The organism is Clostridia bacterium (genome assembly GCA_016887505.1).
Lineage (GTDB): Bacteria > Bacillota > TC1 > TC1 > UBA5767 > UBA5767.
The window spans coordinates 1,873,334-1,898,684 of sequence record CP069393.1; the positions used below are offsets into that span (position 1 = coordinate 1,873,334).

Below are 25,351 nucleotides of genomic sequence, written 5' to 3' on the forward strand. Positions count from 1 at the left end.
ATTATAGCATAGAAACTAACCGCTTTTGTTTTAAAGTTATAACCTATAAGGGCGATTTTTTTGGAATTCCGGCCTTTCTAGGATATTTCTTTGGAGATTCCGTTACTTTTCTTAAAATCAACACCTGCCGTTCTTCTTCGCCTTCTGGCAATGTGTACAAATGTTGCTCCTCTAGAACCATTCCTAGTTCCTTTATCGCTCTTCTTGACTCTTCAATTTCAACAATGCTATTCATTTTTGCTGCTACCAATAATCCACCAACTTGTAGTAATGGGGCTGCATACTCAACTAGTACAGGTAAATAGGCAACTGCCCTCGCCACGACCACATTCATTTTCTCGCGCAAATCTTCATCTTGCCCTGCATCCTCCGCTCGCATGTGAAGAAACTGGACATTATTAATACCCATTTCCTCACAACTAGTCCGTATGAAATCTAATTTTTTTCTAACGGAATCTAAAAAGTACACTTTTGCCTCGGGATACATTACCTTTATCGGTAAACCTGGGAATCCTCCTCCGGTACCTAGATCCAACAAGGATTCACCCTCTTTTAAATTAATATACTTTGCTATTATTAGTGAATCAAGAAAATGCTTAATCTCAATTTGCTTGGGTTCTCTAATTGCAGATAGATTCATCACCTTATTGATATTCTGGAAACGAATGTTATACTCACTAAGTTGAGAGAGTTGATCACTGTCTATTTGTATATTATATTTTCCTATTACGCTATTTAGATTCTCCATCTTTTCGCTTCCTCTTCTCTAAATGAACTAGGAGTACGGTAATATCAGCAGGTGATATACCAGATATTCTAGAAGCTTGCCCTACCGAAGCTGGTTGCATCTTTTTAAGCTTCTGAGCAGCTTCCCTAGTTAGTCCTCTAATACTATCGTAGTCTATATCGTCTGGTAGCTGTTTCTTCTCCATTTTTGCAAAACGATCTACCTGATCCTTTTGCTTTTGGATATAGCCTGCATACTTAATGCCTAAGGTCACCTGTTCAATTATCTCCTGAGATAAGTCTCTATCACTAGGATAAAATTGTTCCACAATATTATATCCAAGTTCTGGTCTCTTTAGTAGTTCCTTAAGACCATACCCCTGGGTGATAGGTGTTGAGCCCTTAGAAATCAGGTATTCATTGATTCCAGGCACCTTGGGTCCTACAATAATATTCTCTAGACGTTTGGTTTCTTCTTCAATTTCAGCCAATTTAATTTTAAAACGACCAAATCTCTCTTCAGATATAAGCCCTAGCTCATGCCCTATTGCCGTTAGACGCTGATCTGCGTTATCCTGTCTTAATAACAATCTGTATTCCGAGCGCGCCGTGAACATCCTATAAGGTTCATTGGTGCCCTTTGTAACCAAATCATCGATCAAAACCCCAATATAGCTTGAGCTTCTGAGCAGTATCTTCTCAGGAAGGCCTTTTACTTTAAGTGCAGCGTTAATTCCAGCTATTAACCCTTGTGCAGCAGCCTCTTCGTAACCAGAAGTACCGTTGATTTGACCTGCACAATACAATCCTGGAACTTCTTTTAACTCTAGTGTGGCTTTCAGCTGTGTTGGATTCACATAGTCATATTCAATTGCATATGCCGGCCGGATTATCTCTGCGTTTTCTAGCCCTGTTATGGTATGCATCATCTCTACTTGAACATCTAGGGGTAAACTCGTTGATAAACCTTGTATGTAAAGCTCCGAAGAATCATATCCTTCCGGCTCTATAAAAATCTGATGACTTTTTTTGTCAGGAAAACGCATGATCTTATCCTCGATTGAAGGACAATATCTTGGTCCCAAACTATCGATTATTCCGCAATATAAAGGGGCTCTATGGATATTATCTCTAATAATCTGATGCGTTTGCTCATTGGTGTAGGTTAAATAGCAAGGAACCATCTGTTTTTGCTTAACTATATTTTCAAAAGAAAAACTCCATTGTTTTTCATCGGAAGGTTGCAATTCCATTTTATCAATGTTTACAGTTCGTTTGTCGACCCTTGCCGGGGTTCCCGTCTTAAATCTGCCTATCTCAATGCCTCTTTTTTCCAAAGAATCGGTTAGGCTTTCTGCACTATGTTGCCCTTGTGGACCACCAATCGTTTTCAATTCACCAATGATGATTCTTCCTTTCAAGTAGGTTCCACTCGTTATTACAATAGTCTTAGCTGAATAAAAAGAATCGTACACCGTTTTCACACCAGAAACTGCACCACTTTTATCATAGACTATTTCCGTTACTATCTCTTGTTTTATATCCAAATGGTCCTGTGAAAAAAGAGCCTGCCTCATCTGATTCTGGTATTCAAGCTTGTCTACCTGAGCCCTTAATGCCTGTACCGCAGGTCCCTTTCTAGTATTTAGCATCCTAACTTGTATATAAGATTTATCAGTTGCCTTAGCCATTTCTCCACCTAGAGCATCAATTTCTCTTGTCAGATGTCCTTTAGCTGGGCCTCCAATTGATGGGTTGCAGGGCATTAGTGCAATATTATCTATATTCAAGGTAATTAGCAGAGTTTCGACACCCATTCTAGCGCTAGCTAAAGCAGCCTCGCAGCCTGCATGTCCCCCTCCAATAATTATATTCTGATATTGATTGCTAATATAAGTCATGCCTTACCCTACTTTCCTAAGCAGAATTCTTGAAATATTGTATCAAAAATATCTTCTGCTGTGTTTTTGCCTAAGATCTCATCAAGACTTTCAAGAGCTGAGCGGAGATCTATGCTCAAGAAATCCATCGGCATATGAGCATTTGAGCTTTCCAAAAAGTTCTTCAGTTCTTTTTCAGCTTTTAATAACAATTCGTAATGTCTTGCTCTGGTAATTACCTGCTGACTATTAACACTAGTATCCGATAGGGAAACGCGCCTCTTGATGGTTTCAACCAATTCTTCGATTCCTTCATCATTTTTAGCTGATATGGCTACTGATTCCGGCATCTCTTGTAACCATTCGGGAATGTTTTCCTTCGAAAGCAGATCTGCTTTATTCCAAACCGTTATATATGGTTTCCCTAATTCTTCCACACGCTGTAAAAGCACTTTATCTAACTCGTCTATCCCCTCATGAACATCTAGTACCAAAAGCACTAAATCTGATTGCTCTAAAGCCTTTATCGATTTTTCTACACCAATTTTTTCTACCACATCTTCAGTTTCATGTATACCAGCGGTATCCGTAATTCGAAGCGATATGCCACCCAAATTGAGTATCTCTTCAATGGTATCTCTAGTCGTACCAGGTATATCGGTTACGATAGCCCTTGATTCCTGAAGCAGGACATTTAATAGACTTGATTTCCCCACATTTGGCTTGCCGATGATGGTCGTATTTATACCGTCCTTCATCATCTTCCCTTGTTTATAGCTTTCGATTAAACTACCAATTCGTTGCTTAACTTCCGTAACCTCTTGTATTACCTTGTCCTCGGCAATAGCATCTATTTCATCATCAGGAAAGTCTAGTGCTGCTTCATAGTAGGCTATTAGTTTTAATAATCTTTCTGAAAGCTCTTCTATGCCCCTTGAAAGACGTCCTTGAAGCTGAGAATTAGCTGCTGTTAAGCCCTGTTCATTATTCGCTTCAATAATGTCAATTACAGACTCCGCCTGGACTAAATCCAACCTTCCATTCAAAAAAGCACGTTTTGTAAATTCTCCTGGCTCCGCTGCACTTACCCCTGTTTCCAAAAGAATCTCCAAGATTTGACGTTGTACCAGCATCCCGCCATGACTGTGTATTTCCACAACGTCTTCACCAGTATAGCTTTTAGGCGATTTCATGAAAACGACCAATACTTCATCTATGCTTTTATCATTTTTCATTATGTGGCCTAAATAGAATTGCCATGGTTTTTTATTCTTCCACCGCTTTGAATCCAATGGCACAAACAGGCTTTCCAATACCGAAAGTGAATCTTTTCCACTGATTCGGATGATTCCTATTCCACTCTGCCCTGGACTAGTGGCAATTGCTGCAACCGTCGTTTCCATGTTTATCTCCTTAAAAAGCCCAGTAATCTAGATTACTGGGCTAATTCTTACTTCAGTATGATGACTACTTTTCTATAGGGTTCCTCACCCTCACTCGCCGTATAGACATAAGGATGATCCTGTAAGGTAGTATGGATGATTCTTCTCTCTTGAGGATTCATCGGTTCCAATACTATGCTCCGTTGCGTTCTTTTGGCTTTTTTAGCCAAATTCTGAGCTAAACGCTCTAGTGTCTGTCTTCGTTTTGCTCGATACCCCTCAACATCCAATATGATGTGAGGTTTTTCTCCTGTTTTCTTATTTACAGCAAGATTAAGCAAATACTGCAAGGCATCTAGCGTTTCTCCTCGTCTTCCAATTAAGACGCCTAAATTCTCACCTGTCATGCTCAAGTATGTATAATCGCCTTTTTCATCAACTTCGATCGTCACTACGACGCCCATTTGCTCGCAGACTTTTTCCAAAAACTCAATTGCGATTACATTTTTACTTGGCTTTTCGATTTTCGTAACTCTTACCGCTGCATCCTTATTGCCCAAAATCCCAAAAATACCACTCTTAGGTTCAGCCAATACCTCTATTTCCACTTCTTCTCGTAATACGCGGAACTCATTCAATGCTTCGGTGACAGCTTCTTCTACAGTTTTGCCAGTAAATACTTTACTTTCCATTACCTGGCTGTCTCCTCTCCACGATTCAGTTTTATTTTACCATGAATAACTAGTTGCTCAATTGTGCTAATTACATTGTAGCAGAACCAATACAAAGCCAAACCAGCCGGAAAAGTTCTACTAATCCACGCCATAAACAATGGCATAATATACAACATCGTCTTTTGTTGACTTGCAGCAGCACCTGTTTGGTTTTGTCCAGACATGGTTGCTTTTTGTTGTACAAAGGTAGAAAGACCAGCCATGATAGGTAGAATCCACAAATCCGGTTCTCCTAAGTTTGGTATCCAAAGGAAAGACGCTCCCAATTCAGGCACAAAATAAGCTCTCATTGCCTGAAATAGTCCAATAATAATAGGGAACTGTACCAACAGCGGTAAACAACTTGCCATCGGATTTACTTTGTTCTCCTTGTACAAATTAGCTGTCTCAATATTTAGTTTTTCCTTATCTTTACCATACTGCTTCTTAAGCTTCTCCAACTTAGGCTGTAAATCCTGCATAGCCTTCATTGATTTAGCTTGCATCCTAGTTAAAGGAAATAAAACGGTCTTAATCAAAATTGAAATAATTACAATGGTTAAGCCATGGTTGGGAATACCAATTGTTTCAGTAAAACCATATATGGCTTTTATTATCGTTAAAAAGAAATTTGTCATGTTATACTGCGTAAACGCAGTTCACCTCCTTAGGGAAAATCCACGCCGCCCCTCGAAAACGGATTGCATCTTAAGATGCGCCAAACCGCTTTGATTCCTCCTCTTATTAACCCATACTTTTCAATCGCTTGAATCGCATAAGTGGAACATGTCGGGTAATATCGGCATCGAGGCTGTAGAAATGGCGATATAAACTTCTGATATAGTCTGATCATACCAATGAAAACTCGTTTGACCATTATCCTATTCTTCCTTTTGAGGACCTTCCTTACTGAGCAAAGCGTCCACGTCTTTCTCTAGTTCGCTATAAGCTGCCGAAGCAGCACTGGAACGAGCAATGATAACAAAATCCATCCCTTTTCCTGATGAAATAGGATGATTTCTAACGATTTCTCGCAATTTTCTCTTAACGCGATTTCTCTTTACAGCATTGCCAACTTTTTTGGATACTGTAAAACCTATTCGGTTCGGTCCAGCAGACCGATTGCGAAAATAAATGACTATATGGCGGCCAACCGCTTTTTTCCCTCTATTATATAACGAAGAAAAATCTTTTGGCTTCGTCAGTCTATTTTCTTTGTTAAGCATTTTCTCTCCATTCAGCCTATAAACGAAAAGGCCACGTAAGCGGCCTTATGCTGAAAGTCTTTTTCTTCCTCTTGCTCTTCTCTTCTTGATGATGGTTCTGCCACTTGCTGAACTCATTCTAGATCTGAAGCCATGTACTTTTTTATGTTTCCTATTGTTAGGTTGATAAGTCCTCTTCATTGTAATCCCCCCTATCTCTATCGATTGTCTATTGTAGCTTAGACATATGTCCAAATTATATTCAGAAATTCTCTTTCTGTCAATAAAAAAAACAATAACATATGTGGATAATCTTATCCTTATACACCTTTTTTTGCTTAGAATCCTGTTGAATTTGTGGATAATTTTTGCTAAGCTTGCTATACTAGTTTTAGCCGTTCACAAGATAGTCCACATTGGACATCGTTGAATGTGGCTATAACCTTTCTAGAAACCCTATTTTATCAGAATTCTAGGTTTTTTCCATCCCTTGTATTAATTTTGAATAAACCTTTTCTTCTTATAGGATATTTATAGTTATTATTGTGTCTTTTCTTGTGGATAAGTAAGACTTTTTTTTGCCTATTTTTTACTATCCACATTGAATTTCTTATTTTTGTGGATAATTTTTCGGAGGTCACACTATGTCGACTGTCAATAAAACAAAATTGACTGAAATCTGGGATACAGCTCTTTCATTAATACGGGAAGATATAGCAGACTCAGCATATAAAACTTGGTTCGATAAAACCCAGCTCTTATCAATCAATAATAATGTTGCAACCATTTCTTGTCATAACGATTTCGCAGCAACTTGGTTGGAGGAACGTTTCAGCGAATTAATTACCGGTTTTTTAGAAAATATTCTTAAAACAACCGTAAAAGTAGAATTTATGCCCATCGATTCAAAAGAATATAATCAAAGCAAAAATAATCCCTCGGAATTAGCTGATTCGAATCGAAATAGCAATACAATTCAAAATAAACCTTCTTTTCTATTATCAAAGTATACATTCGATACTTTTGTTGTAGGAAATAGCAATCGCTTCACGCATGCTGCTTGCCTAGCTGTGGGAGAAACCCCAGCAAAAGCCTATAATCCTCTATTTATCTATGGTGGTGTAGGTTTGGGTAAGACCCACCTTATGCATGCAATCGGACATATGGTACAATCCCATAGTCCAAATGCCAAAGTGTTGTATGTTTCTACAGAAAAATTTACCAATGAAATGATCAGTTCCATACAAAATAATGCAACGGAAAAATTTCGTAACAAATATAGGAATATCGATGTTTTGTTAATTGATGATATACAGTTCTTAGAAAGAAAGGAAAGTACGCAAGAAGAATTTTTCCATACTTTCAACGCACTGCATGAATCTAGTAAACAAATAGTGATTTCCAGCGACCGTCCTCCAAAAGATATACCTACTCTAGAGGATCGGCTAAGATCTAGGTTTGAATGGGGCTTAATTACAGACATACAAACACCGGATTTTGAAACCAGAGTAGCAATTCTTCGTAAGAAAGCAGACCTTGAGGATTATATTCTCACTGATAAAATTCTTTCATCTATTGCAGAAAGGGTGCGTACCAACATCCGGGAACTTGAAGGGGCCTTGGTAAGGGTTGTCGCTTATTCTCAAATTAATTCGATTCCTTTCGAAGATATTACTGATGAAGTAGTCGGTATTGCCTTGAAAGATGTGATTATTTCAAATCAAGCTATGAAAATTGATATTAAAAGAATTATTGAAGTAGTTGGAGAATACTATAATTTAAGAATAGATGATTTCGTAAGTAAAAAACGTACTAGAACCATCGCCTACCCAAGACAGATTGCCATGTATTTAAGCAGGGAAATGACCGATTTACCCCTAATCAAAATTGGTGAGGAATTCGGAGGTAGGGATCATACTACAGTAATGCATGCCATTGATAAAATTGGAGAGGAAATTAAGGAAAGCCACGATTTGAAGAATATAGTCAAATCTCTGGAAAAACAGATTAAAAATAGCTAGTGTGGATAACATCTAGAAACTTATCCTAACTATCCACAGGTTATCCACAGGTTATGACCTGCTATATCGCGGTTTTGGTCCGTTATCAACATAATAACAGGCCTTACTATTATGACTATATTATATAAAAGAATAAGATAGGAGAATAACATGAGATTTTCAATCGACCAAACAACATTCTTAGAAGGCGTTCAAACAGTACAACGCGCTATTTCCACCAAATCTGTTTTACCTCCAATCCTATCAGGCATATACATTGAAGCGAAGGACAACGAGGTTTACCTTAAAGCAACTGACTTGGAGATCGGAATAGAATATGTAATACCTGCGAACGTGGAAGAAAATGGTGCTAGTGTTTTGCCAGCTCGCTATTTTGTGGAATTGGTCAAAAAATTACCTAGTATTGAGCTATTGATAGAAGAAATAGAAAATTCACAAATTCGCATAGGTTACGGAAAATCGGAAATCATATTAAATGCATATGATGCTGATGAATTTCCTCCCTTGCAACAGTTTGATGAAACAAATTATCTTTCTATGAAGAAGAATGTTTTGATTGGTGGTATTAAAAACGTATCTATAGCAGCATCGAGCGATTATACAAGACCGATATTCACAGGAATTTTGTTGGAAATTCTCCAGGGAAACCTACTTAAGCTAGTTGCTACAGATACACATCGGTTAGCCTATACGGAAATAGACCTGGGTGTTGAACCGAGTGATGTGAATACATCCGTAATTATTCCTAGCCGTAGTTTGATAGAAATTAGTCGCATATTCAAAATGGATGAAGGAGAGTTAAGAATATTTATTGATAGAAACAAGATTCTTTTTCAGGCAGATGGTATAAAAATTACTTCTCGATTAATAGAGGGAAAATTTGTTAATTATAAACAAGTCATCCCGGAAGAGTATTCAACCCGTGTACGTCTTATGAAGCGTGGTTTTGCAGACTCACTGGAAAGGGCCTCACTTTTATCACGTGATGATTTATCTAAAAGAAAACACAATACCGTAAAACTCTCGATTGGAGAGGGTGAAATGCAAATATCTTCAAAATCGTCACAAATCGGAGAATTAGAAGAAGAATTGCCAATCCATTTGGAGGGTGATTCCTTGGAAATAGGCTTTAATGCCAAATACCTATTGGATGTATTACGCGTTGTGGATACAGAAGAAGTGGTCATAGATCTTACGACTGAACTTAGTCCAGGAATTATTCGTCCTGTAGACGGTAAAGATAAGTCTCTGTTTTTGGTTCTTCCAATTCGGTTAAGCTAATGCTTTTAACAATAAATACAGAACAGATTGCTTTGGATGCATTGCTTAAGTGGGCCAACGTTGTCGTCAGCGGTGGTGAAGCAAAATATATCATTTCGGAAGGTTTAGTTCGTGTTAATGGTGAGGTTGTTACACAACGTAAGAAAAAACTTAGTGTAGGGGATATTGTATCCGTAGAAGGTCTTGAAGAGGCCATAGAACTGGCCCGGGAAAATTAGATAAAATGAGAATCACCAGAATTTTTATTCAGAATTTTACAAATTATCAGGCTCAGGATTGTTCACCTGATACAAAAATAAATATACTACAAGGAGAAAACGCCCAAGGGAAAAGTAATTTTTTGGATGCAATCCATTACTTAAGTCGGGCTACTTCTTATAGACATAGTAAGGATAAAGAACTCATTCGTTGGAACAATGAGTTCTTTCGTTTAAAAGCGCTTATTGAAGGAAAAGAAGGTAATAAGAAGATTGAAATCAACTACCTTTCAGGCAAAAAAGGAATATTTATTGATGATATGCGTATCGATACAATAGATAATTTTCTAGGATCGTTTTTGACAGTCATATTTTCTCCAGAGGATTTGACCCTAATTAAGGGCTCTCCTGATAACAGAAGACGTTTTTTAGATGATGAATTGTTGCAATCTAGTCATCGGTATGCAAAAGAATTGTACCGATACAAAAAAATCCTATTACAACGGAATAATTTACTGAAAAAAATGCGAAATGGCGAGATAAATGAGGAACTTTTATCTGTTTATGATAGACAGATGGCTCAAAATGGAATATATGTATTAGAGAGTCGAAAGGATATGTTGGAAAAATTAAAACCATTGGCACGACTATCTCATAGAAAACTCACAGATGGAAAAGAGGAATTAGAAATTATATATCTTTCCTCATTTGATCCATCTAATTCCAATGCTGGTTTAACAGAAGAATCCTATATCCAATTACTAAAAAATCATTGGAAAGAAGATACGTTACGTGGCTATACTGGACTGGGACCACATCGAGATGATTTTAAAATTCTAATAAATGGAAAAGATGCAAAAATTTATGGATCGCAAGGTCAACAACGAACAGTTGCTTTGAGTCTTAAAATGGCCGAAATCGAATTTTTGAAGGCTGTGCATGGTGAATATCCGGTTTTGTTATTAGATGATGTACTTTCTGAGTTAGACAATAGTCGTCGCAATTGTTTGATTGAATTGGTCAGTCAAAATATTCAAACATTCATTACTTGTACAGATGTGGAGGACTTGAAAGGGATTCATCCTGAGGCGCATAGGATGATGTTGGTAGAAGATGGAAAAATTGTGTAGAACGCTTTTTCTTTTGGGAAAAGTGTTCTTTTGGGTTAGTGATATTAAAGCCGAATATGTGATATAATTGATAAGAATTCATGCAGAAAGAGAGATAAGAATGGCTGATAAGAAACAGAACGCTAAAGATTCATATAATGCCAGTCAGATCCAAGTACTTGAGGGGCTGGAAGCGGTAAGAAAAAGACCTGGTATGTATATTGGTACGACCAGTTCACGTGGCTTGCATCATCTGGTTTATGAGATTGTGGATAACAGCATAGATGAGGCCTTGGCTGGCTACTGTGGAAAAATAGAAGTAACTATCGAACAGGATAATATTATCAGAGTCAGTGACGATGGTCGTGGTATCCCCGTTGATTTACACCCAAAACTAAAAAAACCAGCAGTTGAAGTGGCACTTACTGTGCTTCATGCAGGTGGTAAATTTGGTGGGGGAAGTTACAAAGTTTCCGGGGGATTACACGGTGTAGGCATGTCAGTTGTAAATGCCCTATCTGAATGGCTAGAAGTACGGGTAAAAAGAGAGGAAAATGTATATTTTCAATCTTATGCTCGTGGTAAGAAGACATCTGAATTAAAAGTCATAGGTTGTTGTGAAGGAACAGGTACAGAAATTCGATTTAAGGCAGATTCAGAAATATTCGATACGGTCGTTTATGAATTCGAAATACTAGCGCATCGTCTTAGAGAGTTGTCTTATTTAAATAAAGGTTTACGAATCCATCTTACTGATGAACGTAGTGGTAAAAAAGAAGAATTTTGCCACGAAGGGGGTATCGTAGATTTTGTGCAACATTTGAACAAAAATAAAAATGTCTTACACAAAAAACCAATATATATGCATGCAAGTAAGGATGATGTTGATGTCGAAGTAGCCCTTGGCTATCATGATGGCTATATTGAAAATATCCTCTCTTATGCCAACAATATCCATACGACCGAAGGTGGTATGCATGAGTCTGGTTTTAAATCAGCCCTAACTAGGGTCATAAATACTTATGCAGAAAAGAAAAAATTAATTAAGGATAATAAAGTTAAATTAAGTGGAGAAGATATTCGAGAAGGATTAACCACAGTAATTTCTGTAAAGGTGAAGGATCCTCAGTTCGAAGGTCAGACTAAAACAAAATTAGGAAATTCCGAGGTTCGTGGGATTGTGGAATCCATTATGGGTGAAACGTTATCTACCTATCTCGAGGAAAACCCTTCAGTCGGCAAAAAAATAATTGAAAAATCTGTTATGTCCTCTAGGGCAAGAATGGCTGCAAGAAAAGCTAGGGAGCTTACACGACGTAAAAGTGCACTTGAAATATCCTCCCTACCTGGTAAATTAGCAGACTGTTCCATTAAGGATCCTTCTATGTGTGAGATATATATCGTAGAGGGTGATTCTGCAGGTGGTTCTGCTAAACAAGGCAGAGACCGTAGCTTTCAAGCTATTTTGCCTTTGAAAGGTAAAATCATCAACGTTGAAAAAGCTAGGATGGATAAAATACTGAATAACGATGAAATTCGTGCAATGATTACGGCATTTGGCACTAGTATTGGTGAGGAATTCAATATTGAAAAATCCAGATACCATAAGACGATTATCATGACAGATGCTGACGTCGATGGTGCACATATTCGTACGCTGTTGCTTACTTTCTTTTATCGATATATGAGACCTTTATTAGAGCAAGGATATATCTATATCGCACAACCCCCCTTGTTTAAATTAAAAAAAGGTAAAACAGAGGTATATGCCTACTCAGATGAAGAGATGAGTACCATTTATAAAGAGATGGGTGGCGAAAAAATTAACATCCAGCGCTATAAAGGTTTGGGTGAAATGAACCCGGAACAACTTTGGGATACGACCATGGATCCTGAAAAGCGAACTTTATTACAAGTTACGATTGAGGATGCGATTGAGGCTGATGAGATTTTTACCATTCTTATGGGTGATAAAGTGGAACCACGGCGGGACTTTATTCATGACAACGCCAAAAAAGTTCAAAATCTAGATATTTAGGGCTCCCTAGGAGCCCATTTCCTTGGGTGAATCATGAATTTAATTACTGTAGAAAAAATTAGCAAAGCATATAATGAGCAGAAACTTTTTCAAGAGATTACGTTTGGTATTGAGCTAGGTGAAAAAGTTTCTCTGGTAGGTCGAAATGGTACGGGAAAATCTACACTTTTGAGCCTCATTGCAGGCAAAGAATTGCCAGATAGCGGCAAGATCATGATAAACCAGCAGTGCAGGATGGAATATTTGGAACAAAATCCTGACTTAGTCCCTGGTTTAAGTGTGATGGAGCAGATTTTCTATGATGGTTCTCCGGAATTAGATGTGGTCAAAGAGTATACGGCAACATCTAACGATTTGGAACAAAATCCAAATAACCAGGAATTGCAGAATAAGTTGCAAAAGTTAGCACTTAAAATGGAACGATTGCAACTTTGGAATATCGAAGAGGAAGTAAAGAGTATTTTAAATCGCCTAGGTATTGGAGAGTATCACCGTATGGTGGATACCTTATCTGGAGGAGAAAAAAGGCGCTTGGCTTTGGCGCGTGCCTTAATCCGTCCGGCGGATTTGCTACTTTTGGATGAGCCAACCAACCATTTAGATTTAGATACCATTCAGTGGCTAGAGAAAACACTTAAGAAACGCAAGACTGCGATTCTTATGGTTACACATGACCGAGAATTTTTAAACCGTGTAACAGATAAAATTCTAGAACTGGATGGCACAAAGATATATGCACATCTAGGTAAATTTTCTGACTATTTGAAAAACAAGGATGACAGGTTGTGTACAGAGCAAGTCATGCGCAAAAAGGAAAAAGCGCTCTACCGTCAGGAATTGGAATGGATGAAAAGTGGTGTGCGTGGAAGAGGGACTAGGCAAGAAGCAAGGATTGAGCGTTTTCGTGTCCTTGAAGAAGGTCTGGTACAAATCAATGATCAAGAGTTGGATATGGCTTTTCCTATGCAAAGATTGGGCAAGAAAATCATTGAGATGAAACACGTTGGGAAGTCTTTTGGTGAACTTCAGGTGTTGGATGATTTTTCTTATCTATTCAACCGCTACGACCGGATTGGGATTGTAGGTAAAAATGGAATTGGGAAAAGTACCTTGTTAAAACTACTGCAAGGAACTGTTCAACCTGATACAGGGCATATTATCCGGGGCGAGACACTAAAGATAGGATATTTGTCTCAACAATCTGAACAACTCAATGATGAAATTACACTTTATGAAACAGTGAATCAACGTTGGTCTTACATAAAAGACAGTCGAGGGATAGAAGTTACAGCTGCAAAATGGTTGGAACGTTTTCTTTTCCCTAAAGAAAAACAACAATCTTTCGTAGGACAGCTTTCTGGAGGAGAAAAACGGCGTTTGGCAATTTTACTCGTTCTACTAGAGGGACCGAACGTATTGTTATTAGATGAACCGACTAATGATTTAGACCTAGATACTTTATTGGTACTAGATGCTTTTTTAGATGACTACCCTGGTGTTTTGTTAGTGGTATCCCATGACCGTTTTTTCTTAAATAAGAATGTTGATTGTATTTTTGAATTTTTAGATGGCGGACAGGTGAAAAGATATAGCGGAAGCTTCGATGCCTATATGGAAAAAAGACAGCTAGAAAAACCAGTAGCTAAGAAAAAAACGCTAGATAAGTCGAATGGGGAAAAGAAGAATAAGATATCCTATGGAGAAAAGAAGCGTTTCGAGGAACTGGAGCAAATAATTCCGGTGCTGGAAAATGAAATTGGATGTCTTGATGCAGAAATGCAGGGTGGAAACGATGATTATGCCCATCTGCAAGACTTACATCAAAAAATTGAAGGTAAAAAGGCCAGTTTAGAAAATCTTTATGAAGAGTGGACAGCTCTGGCTGAAAAGATAGAGGAGAATGCATGAGATGGAAGTAGGCAAATTGGAAATTGAAGATCTTAAAAAGCGCATATTTCCGTATACTGGGGAAAAAAGAAAAGAAACATTGATTCGCGCCATGATTGGAGAGGATTGTAGTGCATTAGACCTTGAAGGTGATGTTACAGTCTTATCCACTGATCCTATTACTGGAGCAGATGAGGAGGGTGGGTACCTTTCCATACTTGTATCTTGTAATGATGTACTTTCGAATGGTGCGGAACCAGTGGGCATATTGCTTACGCTCCTTTTACGAGAAGGGGAAACAGTAGAAAAAGCGGAAAAAATAATGGCTTCTGCCCATCGTGGTGCTAAGGAACTTCATGTAGAAATCATTGGAGGGCATACTGAAATAACGCCAGGACTTAATCAGACAATACTTTCAGTCACTGCAATTGGGCGAGCTACCAAAAAAGAGCTTCTTCATGCAGAAGATATTGAGTTTGGAGATGGACTAGTTCTTACCAAAGGCGCGGGAATTGAAGGGACAGCTATTCTTTGCTCAGACTATCCTGAACAAATGCGTAAACTGCTCGGTGATGAGCAGTGGAAAAAAGGGAAGGATATGCTGCAGGAAATAAGTGTTTATAAAGAGGCTATGCTTGCCAAACAATTCGAGCTACATGCTATGCATGATGTTACAGAAGGTGGAGTCTTTGGTGCTTGCTATGAAATGGCTGTTGCATCTAAAAGTGGACTTACAGTAAATACAGATAGCATTGAGCTAAGACCTAGTACTAAAAAGATTTGTGAATCTATCGGGCTTGATCCGTATCGTTTGATTTCTAGTGGCTCATTGTTGATTGCAACACCACAGGCTGATGAATTGGTTGAGTATTTAAATGAGAATCAGGTAGCAGCTACTAGAATTGGTACTTTCCATGAAGGAAAGATACAAATTCAGGATGCTCAGGGGCTTAGAATGATGAAACCACCTCAAGGTGATGAACTATGGCGAGCCAAAGAGCTGTTGCAAGGATAGAAAAAAAATAGCCTATGCGATATAATATTATTTAGTTTGGAGACGGGAGAAATAGAATCAGTGGAATATTCACACGGAAAGATACTTCAAGTAAATCTTGAAGACGAAATGAAGAAGTCCTATATTGATTACGCCATGAGCGTCATTGTGGGAAGAGCTTTGCCAGATGTAAGGGATGGACTTAAACCGGTTCATCGCCGCATTCTCTACTCAATGTACGAGACGGGTATGACTGCAGACAAACCATTCAAGAAATCAGCTTGGGTGGTTGGTGATGTGTTAGCAAAGTACCACCCTCATGGTGATATAGCAGTATACGATACCATGGTACGTATGGCCCAAGACTTTTCTTACCGCTATCAATTGGTAAATGGACATGGTAACTTTGGTTCTGTAGACGGAGACCGTGCTGCAGCCATGCGTTATACGGAAGCCAAAATGTCTAAAGTGGCAATGGAATTACTTCGAGATATCGATAAGGATACCATCGATTACGCACCCAACTACGATGAAAGCTTAAAAGAACCAACCGTAATGCCGTCACGTTTTCCTAATTTACTGGTCAACGGATCCTCCGGTATCGCGGTCGGTATGGCGACCAATATTCCACCACATAATATGGGTGAGGTATTGGATGCTCTCAATGCCTTGATTGAGAATCCGGATGTTACCATCAAGGAATTGATGAATTATATCAAAGGTCCGGACTTTCCTACGGCAGCGATTATTATGGGCATGGAAGGCATTTATAACGCTTACCATACCGGCCGAGGCTCAGTGAAGATACGTTCTAAAAATACCATCGAGCATATGAAAAATGGGAAGGAACGCATCATTGTAAATGAACTACCCTATCAAGTAAACAAAGCACGTTTAATTGAAAAGATAGCTGAATTGGTTCGTGACAAAAAAATTGAGGGAATAACTGACCTGCGCGATGAATCTGACAGAAAAGGTATGCGTATTGTCATTGAACTCAAAAAGGGCATCAATGGAGATGTAATTTTAAACCAACTATTCAAGCATACGCAGATGCAGACAACCTTTAGCATCATTATGTTGGCATTGGTGGACAACAAACCTCAAGTTTTAAATATTAAACAAATTTTAGAGCATTATTTGGCGCACCAAAAATCTGTATTTACTCGCCGTACCCAGTTTGAATTAGATAAGGCTGAAGCAAGAGCACACATCGTTGAAGGTCTTCTTTTGGCATTAGGCAGTATTGAACGTGTCATTAAGATCATTAGAGGGTCGGAAAATGCTGACTCTGCTAAGTTTGCGCTGATGGAAGAAATTGGATTGAGTGAAATCCAAGCCAAGGCTATTTTGGATATGAAATTATCCAGATTGACGGCTTTGGAGCAGACAAAGTTGGATGAAGAATACCAGGATCTTTTAACCACAGTAGGTTATCTAAAAGAAATACTTGCTGATGAATTAAAACTGATGCAGTTGATTAAAGATGAATTTGAGAGAGTTCGTAATAAATATGGTGATGAAAGAAGAACAGCACTCATTGCGGATGAAGGTGACCTTGAGATAGAGGACCTGATCGCTGAGGAAGATGCAGTTATTACCATTACGCACAGAGGATATATTAAGAGATTACCGGCCACCACTTACCGCAGTCAGAAGCGGGGAGGCAAGGGAGTCAAAGCACTTAGTAAAAAGGATGAGGATTTTGTAGAGCACTTATTTATAACGACTACTCATCATTACCTGATGTTCTTTACCAACACAGGTCGAGTGATGCGCCTCAAGGTTCATATTTTACCAGAGGCAAGTCGAACAGCTAAGGGGTCAGCCATTGTCAATCTTTTGCATTTAGAAAAGGGAGAGTACGTGACGACAGTTATTCCTGTTAAAGAGTTTAACGATGATGAGTATTTGCTCACCGTGACTAGGAAAGGTGTCGTTAAGAAATCTAGCTTAAGTGCATATGATACCAAACGCAAGGATGGCATTATTGCGCTTACCTTGGATGAGGATGACGAACTGATTAGTGTGAACTTAACAGATGGAAGCAAAGAAGTAATCATGGGTACTAGACATGGTCATAGTATTCGCTTTTCTGAAGATGATGTCCGTAAAATGGGTAGAACAGCACGAGGCGTCAAGGGTATTACTTTAGGAGCAGGAGATGAAGTAATCGGAGCTGATGTAGTGAATGAAAGTGCTGATTTATTGGTGATTAGTGAAAACGGTTATGGAAAACGGACTGATTTATCAGAATATCGTACTCAGACTCGGGGTGGTAAAGGAATCTTCACCATCAAGGGCTCGGAACGAAATGGTAATTTGGTTGCCTTAATGATTATTAGTGAAGGGGATGACATTATGTTAATCTCTAAAGAAGGAATCATTATCCGTGAACCTGTTACCGACATTTCCAAAATTGGAAGAGTTACCCAAGGTGTTAAGGTTATGAACATGGCGGAAAACGATCAAGTTGTAGCGGTCGCTAGGGTAGCCATTAAGGAAGAAAACGATAACTAAGCCAAAAAGATTGCTTGGCAGTGGTTAAAGTAAGGAGAATAGATGGATATTGCATTTACTGGCGGTACTATCGTAACTGTCAATGAAAGCAGAGAAATCCTTTTTGATGCGGGCCTGCTAGTAGAAGGCGATAAAATTATAAATATCGGTAGTGCTCAAGATATCAGAAGAAAAGCGCTTGAGAAGAAGATTGCAGTCCAGGACTTCAGTGGAAAAGTGATGTTTCCTGGACTGATTAACACCCATACGCATCTATTTCAAAACCTCTTAAAAGGGATTGGTAACGGATATCGTATGGAAGATTGGTGGAGTAAGACCATCGGCTATTATGGAGCCTTTATTGAAGAGCAGGACTTTAGAAATGCCGCCTGTGCTGGATTGCTTGAAGCAGCCAAGTCGGGAACAACCACTATTTTGGATTATAGTTATGCCAATCCAATTCCCTATGTGGGAGATGCCATTATTGAATCTGCTACAAAAATTGGGATTCGCCTTATCTATGGAAGAGGCTTTAACGTATCCAATGAATTTGTGCCGAAAGCATTAAGAGAACCTTTGGAAAAGGTGTTTACAGATACGCTACGGCTGCGTGAGCAATATAAGGAAATAGATATTTGGTTAGCACCAGCGGTCAACTGGAGCATGACTAGAGATGAACTAATCCGGATGAACCAGTTTGCTAGAGATGAAAAATTTCCAATAACCATGCACTTGCTGGAAACGGCAAGCGATGAAGAGATATGGCAGGATCTTTACCAAAAAAATCTGATGAGAGATTTATCAGATATTGGTATCCTGGATAAGTCTTTTTTGGGGGTTCATTTCGTTTCTGCAACGGATAAAGATATTCATTTTTTAAAAAAACATGGAGCTAGCGTTTCTCATAACCCTATATCCAATATGTATCTGGCTTCAGGAGTATGCCCTCTACCAGAACTGTTAGAACAAGGTATCCCTGTTTCATTGGGTACAGATGGTGCTGCTAGTAACAATACCTTGGACATGCTGGAAACGATGAAAATGACGGCACTACTCCAAAAGGTACATCGTAAGGATCCACAGTGCATAGATGCCATGCAGGTTCTAGAAATGGCTACGATCCAGGGGGCTAAAGCACTTAAAAAGGATCATGAAATAGGTTCCTTAGAGGTAGGAAAACAAGCAGACCTCTTTTTAATGGAACCCACTGCCAGTTTGAAAAGTTCCCCCATGCACGACCCGCTGGCAACACTTATATATTCTAGTAGCGAAGATGCGATTTCTCATGTAATGGTTGCAGGAAAGTTTGTGATATGCAATCATATTTCAGCACGAGTGAATACGGAAGAAACAATTCAATCGCTGAATAAGAGTGCTAGAAAACTGATAGAAAACTCGGGAGGTTATCATGATTGATATAAGGTTTATTCGTAGTGAACCGGAAAAGGTTAAGGAAAACCTGGTAAGACGGGGAGTAGATGTTGATGTTGAACAAATACTAAATCTTGACCAAAGAAAACGCGATATATTGGGACAGGTAGAAGAAAAGAAGGCTCATCGGAACAGTGTTTCTAAGAGCATTGGTAAAAAGAAAAAAGCTGGTGAAGATGTAAGTGCGGTCATGCAGGAAATGCGTAGCCTAGGAGAAGAAATTTCTTCTCACGATGAGGAAGTTAAAGAGTTAGATCAACAAATTTTTACTATGATGTTGCAAATTCCCAATATGTTACATGAATCGGTCCCTTCAGGAGAAGGTGAGGAAGATAATGTGGAAATCGCTTGCTATGGTGAAATACCACATTGGTCCTTTGAGGCAAAGAACCATTGGGAAATTGGGGAAGAATTGGATATTATCGATCCAGTCAGAGCAGGTAAAGTGACTGGTGCTCGATTTACATATATGAAGGATGCCGGGGCTAGATTAGAGCGGGCCTTAATCAATTTTATGTTGGATTTACATTGTGATAAGCAAGGATACAAAGAAATAGTTCCTCCTTTTCTTGTAAATTCCGACAGTATGCTTGGTACGGGTCAATTGCCCAAATTTGCTGACGATATGTTTAAGGTTCAAGGAACAGATTATTACTTAATTCCTACTGCGGAGGTTCCTTTAACCAATATGTATGCAAGAGAAATTTTAGAACCAGAGGATATGCCACAGTTTTTTACGGCCTATACCCCCTGCTTCAGAGCTGAAGCAGGCTCAGCTGGAAAAGATACTCGAGGACTAATTCGCCAACATCAATTTAACAAGGTGGAAATGGTCAAGTACTGCCGTCCAGAAGATTCATATGTAGAGTTGGAAAAGCTGATTCAAAATGCTATGGAGGTTTTGGACCTTCTTAAACTCCCCTACCGTACAGTTTTGCTGTGCAGCAAGGATGTTGGTTTCTCAGCAACCAAAACGATTGACTTGGAAGTTTATATGCCAGGATTTGGGGGTTATCGGGAGATTTCTTCTTGCTCCAATTTCGAAGATTTTCAAGCGAGAAGAGCGGGAATTAAGTTTCGCCGTGAAAAAAAGGGAAAACCGGAATATGTACATACCTTGAATGGATCAGGCCTGGCTGTAGGTCGTACCGTAGCAGCAATTCTAGAGAATTATCAACAAGAAGATGGAAGTGTCAGGATTCCTAAGGTACTGTTACCATACATGGGTGGAAAAGAATGGATTAAATAAGGTAAACCTGTTGACAAAGCGTTTTTGGCAATGCTATAATCTACCTTGCGTGATTCGGAAGAAAAACATCTGGAGAGGTGTCCGAGTGGTTTAAGGAGCTGGTCTTGAAAACCAGTGATACCGAAAGGTACCGTGGGTTCGAATCCCACCCTCTCCGCCAAAAAACTTTGTGGAGAAGTACTCAAGCGGCTGAAGAGGCTCCCCTGCTAAGGGAGTAGGTCTGTTAATAGCGGGCGCGAGGGTTCAAATCCCTCCTTCTCCGCCACATTGTTACATAGGACATTTGTCCTTTCCTATATAATTGAACATGCGCCCGTAGCTCAGCTGGATAGAGCGTTTGGCTACGGACCAAAAGGCCACAGGTTCGAATCCTGCCGGGCGTACCAAAACAGTGCTTAGGCACTGTTTTTTTTATTGAAATGCGGAAGGTTTTGGTATACACTCCCTATAAGATAGATGGAGGTACTATGGTAACATACGCAATTTTGGGAAATCCAGGACATAATAGGGTATATTTCGAGGAATCTAGCAGATTGGCCTTACGTGAACTTGCAGTTGCATTTAAAAAAATGGAGGCGCAGTGCAGTAATATTCGCAAGGAGAGCATTGCGGGTATTGGCTATAGCCTGTTTGATAGTGACCGGGAGCTAAACGATAGAGATTTACAAATCATATCTTGGCTGTCCTTTGGCTATGCGCTTTTTAAATTTGAAGAAATGGGTGTATTGCGTCCAGTGGAAAAAAACAGCACTAATTTTTTTGACACGGATTTTAGCAGTATCTTGAAATATAGTGGTAAGACCAATGAATTGTTTACACGTTTGATGTTGAGTATTGCTGAACTTTCCTCGGCTTTCTACGGAAGTCAGGAGATTCGCCTTTTGGACCCTATAGCCGGAAAAGGAACCACACTTTTTGAAGGTCTAATCCGAGGGCACCATGTATATGGTATTGAGATAGGAGATAAAGTCGTAACGGAATCCTACCATTTTATTAAAAAGTATCTTGAGAATAAATGTTATAAGCATGTAAGCAAGACGATTCGCTTTAGTGGAGAGAAAAAGGAGTTTACGGTCAAACGGTATCAGCTAGAGATTGGACGAGACAAGAAAGATTTCAAGGAAAAGGCCCAGAAGTCTTGTGAACTAATCTCAGGTAATTCCCTATATACCAATCAATACTATAAGAAGAACTATTTCCATCTTATTGTAGGAGATCTACCCTATGGGGTGCAGCACGGTAACGTAGCCAAGGTGAAATCTTCTTCTATTACTAGAAGCCCTGAGGAATTGCTAAAGAATTGTCTTCCTGGATGGTATGACGTATTAAAACCAGGAGGTTCCATGGTTTTAGCCTGGAACACCTATGTTTTTCCTAGAGAAGCGATGGTAGGCTTAATTAAGGAAGCTGGCTTTGAGGTTCTCGAACAGGTTTATGAGGAATTTGTGCACCAAGTGGATCGTTCTATTCGTCGTGACATCATAGTGGCTCAAAAACAGTAACGATTCACCAATTCGTACTCCTGTTGCAGCTCATCCATGGGCCAGAGTGGGAAGTGGGACTTAGATAAAGTTTTTTATTGAGACAGCGTAATTACGCTGTCTTTTGCGTTTGGTGTACAATTGAATAAAATAAATGAATATGGAGGCAAAATGAAAACAGTTTTAGAATCACGTGTAGAACATGTTGAAATTGTATTCCAACAACATATCAATAGCTATGGACGACTTTTTGGTGGAGTGCTGATGTCTTGGATAGATGTGGTAGCAGCAGTGGTAGCCAGACGTCATTCGCATATGGAAGTAAGCACGGTAACGGTGGATAGCCTACGGTTCAAGAAACCAATCTTCTTAAGTGATACGGTAGTCCTTATTGGACAAATAACTTGGACGGGACACCGTGCTATGGAAGTGCGGGTAGACACGTACACAGAAACCCTCAAGGGCGAAAGAACCCATGTGAATAGAGCGTATCTAGTGTTGGTTGCTATTGATGAGAATGGCCAGGTAGTAGAAGTGGAACCGATACAGCCACAGGGCCCTGAAGAACTAGAAGAATACGCGTCAGGAACGAAGCGGCAAGAGTATCGTTTGCAACGTAAAGAAGAAGGATTTTAGAAAATTTGTGAATTAACTTGCAAGGATTTACGCTTTGTAATATAATTCACTTATACCCAACCGGGGTATGGTATAAAATGGATGATTTAATCGACCTGGGAGGAGAATAATGGGAAGAAAAATACTAATAGTCGGCGGTGTAGCCGGCGGTGCGGGCACAGCAGCTCGACTGAGACGTATGGATGAAGAAGCAGAGATTATCGTTTTTGAGCGTGGAAGCTATATTTCCTTCGCAAACTGTGGTTTGCCGTATTATGTTGGGGGGACAATCAAGAACCGAAGAGATTTGCTCTTGCAAACTCCGGAAGCCATGATGGCTCGCTTCAATATCGAGATTCGCATTAACAATGAAGTAACTAGGATTGACAGACAAGAAAAAGAAATAGAGGTCAAGGGAGAAAATGGCTTCTATAAAGAATCATATGATGTATTAGTACTCTCCCCTGGTTCGACACCACTTGTGCCACCGATTCCGGGAATAGCCAATCCCAATATCTTTTCTCTATGGACTGTACCCGATGTAGACAAGATTAAATCTTATGTAGAGGATAAGAATCCTCGAACTGCAATAGTCATTGGTGGCGGTTTTATCGGTATTGAAATGGCGGAAAATTTATATGATTTAGGCATTGAGGTATCGATTGTCGAAATGCTGGATCAGGTGATGACACCTTTTGATTATGATATGGCTCAGATCTTGCATGAAAACATTACCTCTAAAGGGGTTAATTTGGAGTTGTCTAATGGGGTTAAGTCGTTTGACTATCAAGATGGAACGACAAAGGTTACTTTGCAAGATGGCAAGGAAATCTCAGCAGACATGGTCATACTATCCATTGGCATCAGGCCGAATGGTGAACTGGCAAAAGCAGCAGGACTTGAAGTAAACAAACGAGGTGGTATTGTGGTAGACGATTACCTAAAGACCTCGGATGATAGTATTTATGCATTAGGTGATGTTATTGAAGTAAAACACTATATAGGCAGAGAAGAAACCATGATTCCCTTAGCAGGACCGGCTAACAGACAAGCTAGAATCCTAGCCAATAACATTTGTGGTGCTAAGGAAGCCTATCGTGGTTCACAAGGTACTTCTGTGGCCAAGGTATTTGATTTGACAGCAGCTAGTACGGGATATAATGAGAAAGCACTTAAGGCCAAAGGCTTGGAGAAAAAGAAAGATTTTGATTCAGTCATTACTATCCTACGTTCCCACGCTGGATATTATCCGGCAGCTCTTCCACTGACCTTAAAGGTTATTTATGACATGGAAGGTAAGATTCTAGGCGCGCAAGGAGTAGGATACGACGGGGTCGATAAACGTATTGATGTAATTGCTACTGCCATTCGCTTCAAGGGAACAATAGATGACCTGAAGGATTTGGAGCTTGCTTATGCACCACCTTATTCTAGTGCTAAGGATCCCGTGAATATGGCCGGTTTCGTAGCAGATAATGTGCTCACAGGTAGGATGGGTAGTATCGACTGGGATGAAATTGCAACATTAGACCCTAAGACGACTCAGCTTTTGGACGTGCGTGAGGCTGAAGAGCGCGAATTGGGCAAGATTGATCCATCTATACATATACCAATCAACTCTTTGCGGAAACGTATTGGTGAATTGGATAAAGATAAGGAAGTCATAATTTATTGTGCAGTAGGCATCCGAGGATACATTGGAGCCAGAATATTGATGCAAAAAGGGTTCAAAGTAAGAAACTTACTTGGTGGATATACCCACTATAGAAGAGCGATCAAAGATTATAGCCTGAAGGATGTATTGGGCATACAAAATGCCATGAGCTATGGCGACCAGATTAAACAAAATGTGGAATCCAAAGCTGTAATTAAAGTGGATGCTTGTGGTATGCAGTGTCCCGGTCCGATTATGGAAGTAAACAAGAAGATGCAGGAGCTTAGGCCTGGAGAAGTGCTAGAAGTTATGGCGACAGATCCAGGATTTCCGTCTGATGCCAAAGCCTGGTCAATTAAAACAGGAAACCGTTTTCTGCATGAAGAAAGAACGCCAGAGGGTTTCAAGGTTAGCATTGCGAAAGGTGGAGAAGTGGCAAAAAGCCAAGGAACTGTCTCCGGCGATAATGGAACCATGGTGGTATTTAGTGGAGACCTAGATAAGGCCATTGCAGCTTTTATCATCGCCAATGGTGCTGCGGCTATGGGCAAACAAATGACCCTGTTCTTTACTTTTTGGGGATTGAATATTTTAAGGAAAGATAGCAAGATTTCTTTAAAAAAATCACCAATTGAGCGTATGTTTGGCATGATGATGCCTCGTGGTGCTAAAAAACTAACCTTATCTAAGATGAATATGGGTGGTATGGGTACCAAGATGATGCAAAAGGTTATGAAGGATAAGAACGTAACCAGTTTGGAAGATTTGGTAAATTCTGCATTAGAAAGTGGCGTAAAGATTGTGGCTTGTACGATGAGCATGGATATTATGGGCTTGCAGAAGGAAGAATTAATTGATGGCATCGAGTATGCAGGCGTAGCTTCTTATTTGGGAGAAACGGATGCAGCCAACTTTAATCTATTTGTATAGAGAAGAATAGTTGCTAGGAAAAGAAAAGGGTTATACGATTAACATAGTACTTGCAATCT

Annotated in this window: 21 protein-coding genes and 3 tRNA genes; 16 read left to right on the forward strand and 8 right to left on the reverse strand. The window is 39.5% G+C overall.

Annotated elements, in window-relative coordinates; genetic code table 11:
• Window positions 1–43: 43 nt before the first annotated feature.
• From rsmG to rpmH, 8 genes are read right to left on the reverse strand one after another with little or no spacing between them, the layout of a single operon-like run.
• On the reverse strand, window positions 44–748 hold the full coding sequence (rsmG, locus tag JR334_08925; protein QRN85086.1) for a 16S rRNA (guanine(527)-N(7))-methyltransferase RsmG: 705 nt from the start codon (window positions 746–748) through the stop codon (window positions 44–46).
• A complete protein-coding gene (mnmG, locus tag JR334_08930) occupies window positions 732–2,627 on the reverse strand; it encodes a tRNA uridine-5-carboxymethylaminomethyl(34) synthesis enzyme MnmG (GenBank protein ID QRN85087.1) in 1,896 nt (631 codons plus the stop codon). The genes rsmG and mnmG overlap by 17 nt, the downstream gene beginning before the upstream one ends.
• 8 nt (window positions 2,628–2,635) lie before the next feature.
• Entirely contained in the window at window positions 2,636–4,009 is a 1,374-nt protein-coding gene (gene mnmE, locus JR334_08935; GenBank protein ID QRN85088.1) for a tRNA uridine-5-carboxymethylaminomethyl(34) synthesis GTPase MnmE, read from the reverse strand.
• A gap of 47 nt (window positions 4,010–4,056) precedes the next feature.
• Window positions 4,057–4,680 carry a protein jag gene (locus tag JR334_08940; GenBank protein ID QRN85089.1) on the reverse strand — a complete coding sequence of 208 codons (624 nt, stop codon included), beginning with the start codon at window positions 4,678–4,680 and terminating at the stop codon, window positions 4,057–4,059.
• Window positions 4,680–5,339: a membrane protein insertase YidC gene (locus JR334_08945; GenBank protein QRN85090.1), complete on the reverse strand. Its 660-nt coding sequence runs from the start codon at window positions 5,337–5,339 to the stop codon at window positions 4,680–4,682. The genes JR334_08940 and JR334_08945 overlap by 1 nt, the downstream gene beginning before the upstream one ends.
• A gap of 29 nt (window positions 5,340–5,368) precedes the next feature.
• Window positions 5,369–5,578, reverse strand: coding sequence for a membrane protein insertion efficiency factor YidD (gene yidD, locus JR334_08950; protein ID QRN85091.1), 210 nt, complete (start codon window positions 5,576–5,578; stop codon window positions 5,369–5,371).
• A 4-nt stretch (window positions 5,579–5,582) separates the two neighbouring features.
• A complete protein-coding gene (gene rnpA / locus JR334_08955; protein QRN85092.1) occupies window positions 5,583–5,927 on the reverse strand; it encodes a ribonuclease P protein component in 345 nt (114 codons plus the stop codon).
• A gap of 45 nt (window positions 5,928–5,972) precedes the next feature.
• Window positions 5,973–6,107 carry a 50S ribosomal protein L34 gene (rpmH, locus tag JR334_08960; protein ID QRN85093.1) on the reverse strand — a complete coding sequence of 45 codons (135 nt, stop codon included), beginning with the start codon at window positions 6,105–6,107 and terminating at the stop codon, window positions 5,973–5,975.
• Window positions 6,108–6,550: 443 nt separating this feature from the next.
• Between rpmH and dnaA the strand changes: the two genes are divergently transcribed.
• From dnaA to JR334_09040, 16 genes are all read left to right on the forward strand, one after another.
• Window positions 6,551–7,927 carry a chromosomal replication initiator protein DnaA gene (gene dnaA, locus JR334_08965; GenBank protein ID QRN85094.1) on the forward strand — a complete coding sequence of 459 codons (1,377 nt, stop codon included), beginning with the start codon at window positions 6,551–6,553 and terminating at the stop codon, window positions 7,925–7,927.
• 150 nt (window positions 7,928–8,077) lie between these two features.
• Entirely contained in the window at window positions 8,078–9,208 is a 1,131-nt protein-coding gene (gene dnaN / locus JR334_08970) for a DNA polymerase III subunit beta (GenBank protein QRN85095.1), read from the forward strand.
• Window positions 9,208–9,426, forward strand: coding sequence for an RNA-binding S4 domain-containing protein (locus JR334_08975; GenBank protein QRN85096.1), 219 nt, complete (start codon window positions 9,208–9,210; stop codon window positions 9,424–9,426). Before dnaN ends, JR334_08975 begins: the two co-directional genes overlap by 1 nt.
• Before the next feature lie 5 nt (window positions 9,427–9,431).
• Complete coding sequence (gene recF, locus JR334_08980; GenBank protein QRN85097.1) at window positions 9,432–10,535, forward strand: DNA replication/repair protein RecF; 1,104 nt, start codon at window positions 9,432–9,434, stop codon at window positions 10,533–10,535.
• 100 nt (window positions 10,536–10,635) lie between these two features.
• The gene (gene gyrB, locus JR334_08985) at window positions 10,636–12,552 is read left to right on the forward strand and encodes a DNA topoisomerase (ATP-hydrolyzing) subunit B (protein ID QRN85098.1); all 1,917 of its coding nucleotides are present in this window, start codon (window positions 10,636–10,638) and stop codon (window positions 12,550–12,552) included.
• Window positions 12,553–12,585: 33 nt separating this feature from the next.
• Window positions 12,586–14,460, forward strand: a complete 1,875-nt coding sequence (locus JR334_08990) for an ABC-F family ATP-binding cassette domain-containing protein (protein QRN85099.1) — start codon at window positions 12,586–12,588, stop codon at window positions 14,458–14,460.
• Window position 14,461: 1 nt separating this feature from the next.
• A complete protein-coding gene (locus JR334_08995; protein QRN85100.1) occupies window positions 14,462–15,454 on the forward strand; it encodes an AIR synthase family protein in 993 nt (330 codons plus the stop codon).
• 60 nt (window positions 15,455–15,514) lie between these two features.
• Window positions 15,515–17,953, forward strand: a complete 2,439-nt coding sequence (gene gyrA, locus JR334_09000; GenBank protein ID QRN85101.1) for a DNA gyrase subunit A — start codon at window positions 15,515–15,517, stop codon at window positions 17,951–17,953.
• A 42-nt stretch (window positions 17,954–17,995) separates the two neighbouring features.
• Window positions 17,996–19,348 carry an amidohydrolase gene (locus tag JR334_09005; GenBank protein QRN85102.1) on the forward strand — a complete coding sequence of 451 codons (1,353 nt, stop codon included), beginning with the start codon at window positions 17,996–17,998 and terminating at the stop codon, window positions 19,346–19,348.
• The gene (gene serS / locus JR334_09010; GenBank protein QRN85103.1) at window positions 19,341–20,612 is read left to right on the forward strand and encodes a serine--tRNA ligase; all 1,272 of its coding nucleotides are present in this window, start codon (window positions 19,341–19,343) and stop codon (window positions 20,610–20,612) included. Before JR334_09005 ends, serS begins: the two co-directional genes overlap by 8 nt.
• 71 nt (window positions 20,613–20,683) lie before the next feature.
• A tRNA-Ser gene (locus JR334_09015) sits at window positions 20,684–20,772 on the forward strand.
• A gap of 11 nt (window positions 20,773–20,783) precedes the next feature.
• Window positions 20,784–20,877, forward strand: a tRNA-Ser gene (locus tag JR334_09020).
• A gap of 44 nt (window positions 20,878–20,921) precedes the next feature.
• A tRNA-Arg gene (locus tag JR334_09025) sits at window positions 20,922–20,998 on the forward strand.
• Between the two features lie 81 nt (window positions 20,999–21,079).
• Window positions 21,080–22,114, forward strand: coding sequence for a DNA methylase (locus tag JR334_09030; protein QRN85104.1), 1,035 nt, complete (start codon window positions 21,080–21,082; stop codon window positions 22,112–22,114).
• A gap of 150 nt (window positions 22,115–22,264) precedes the next feature.
• On the forward strand, window positions 22,265–22,729 hold the full coding sequence (locus JR334_09035) for an acyl-CoA thioesterase (protein QRN85105.1): 465 nt from the start codon (window positions 22,265–22,267) through the stop codon (window positions 22,727–22,729).
• Window positions 22,730–22,838: 109 nt separating this feature from the next.
• A complete protein-coding gene (locus JR334_09040) occupies window positions 22,839–25,292 on the forward strand; it encodes a DsrE/DsrF/DrsH-like family protein (protein QRN85106.1) in 2,454 nt (817 codons plus the stop codon).
• The last annotated feature ends 59 nt before the right edge of the window (window positions 25,293–25,351 follow it).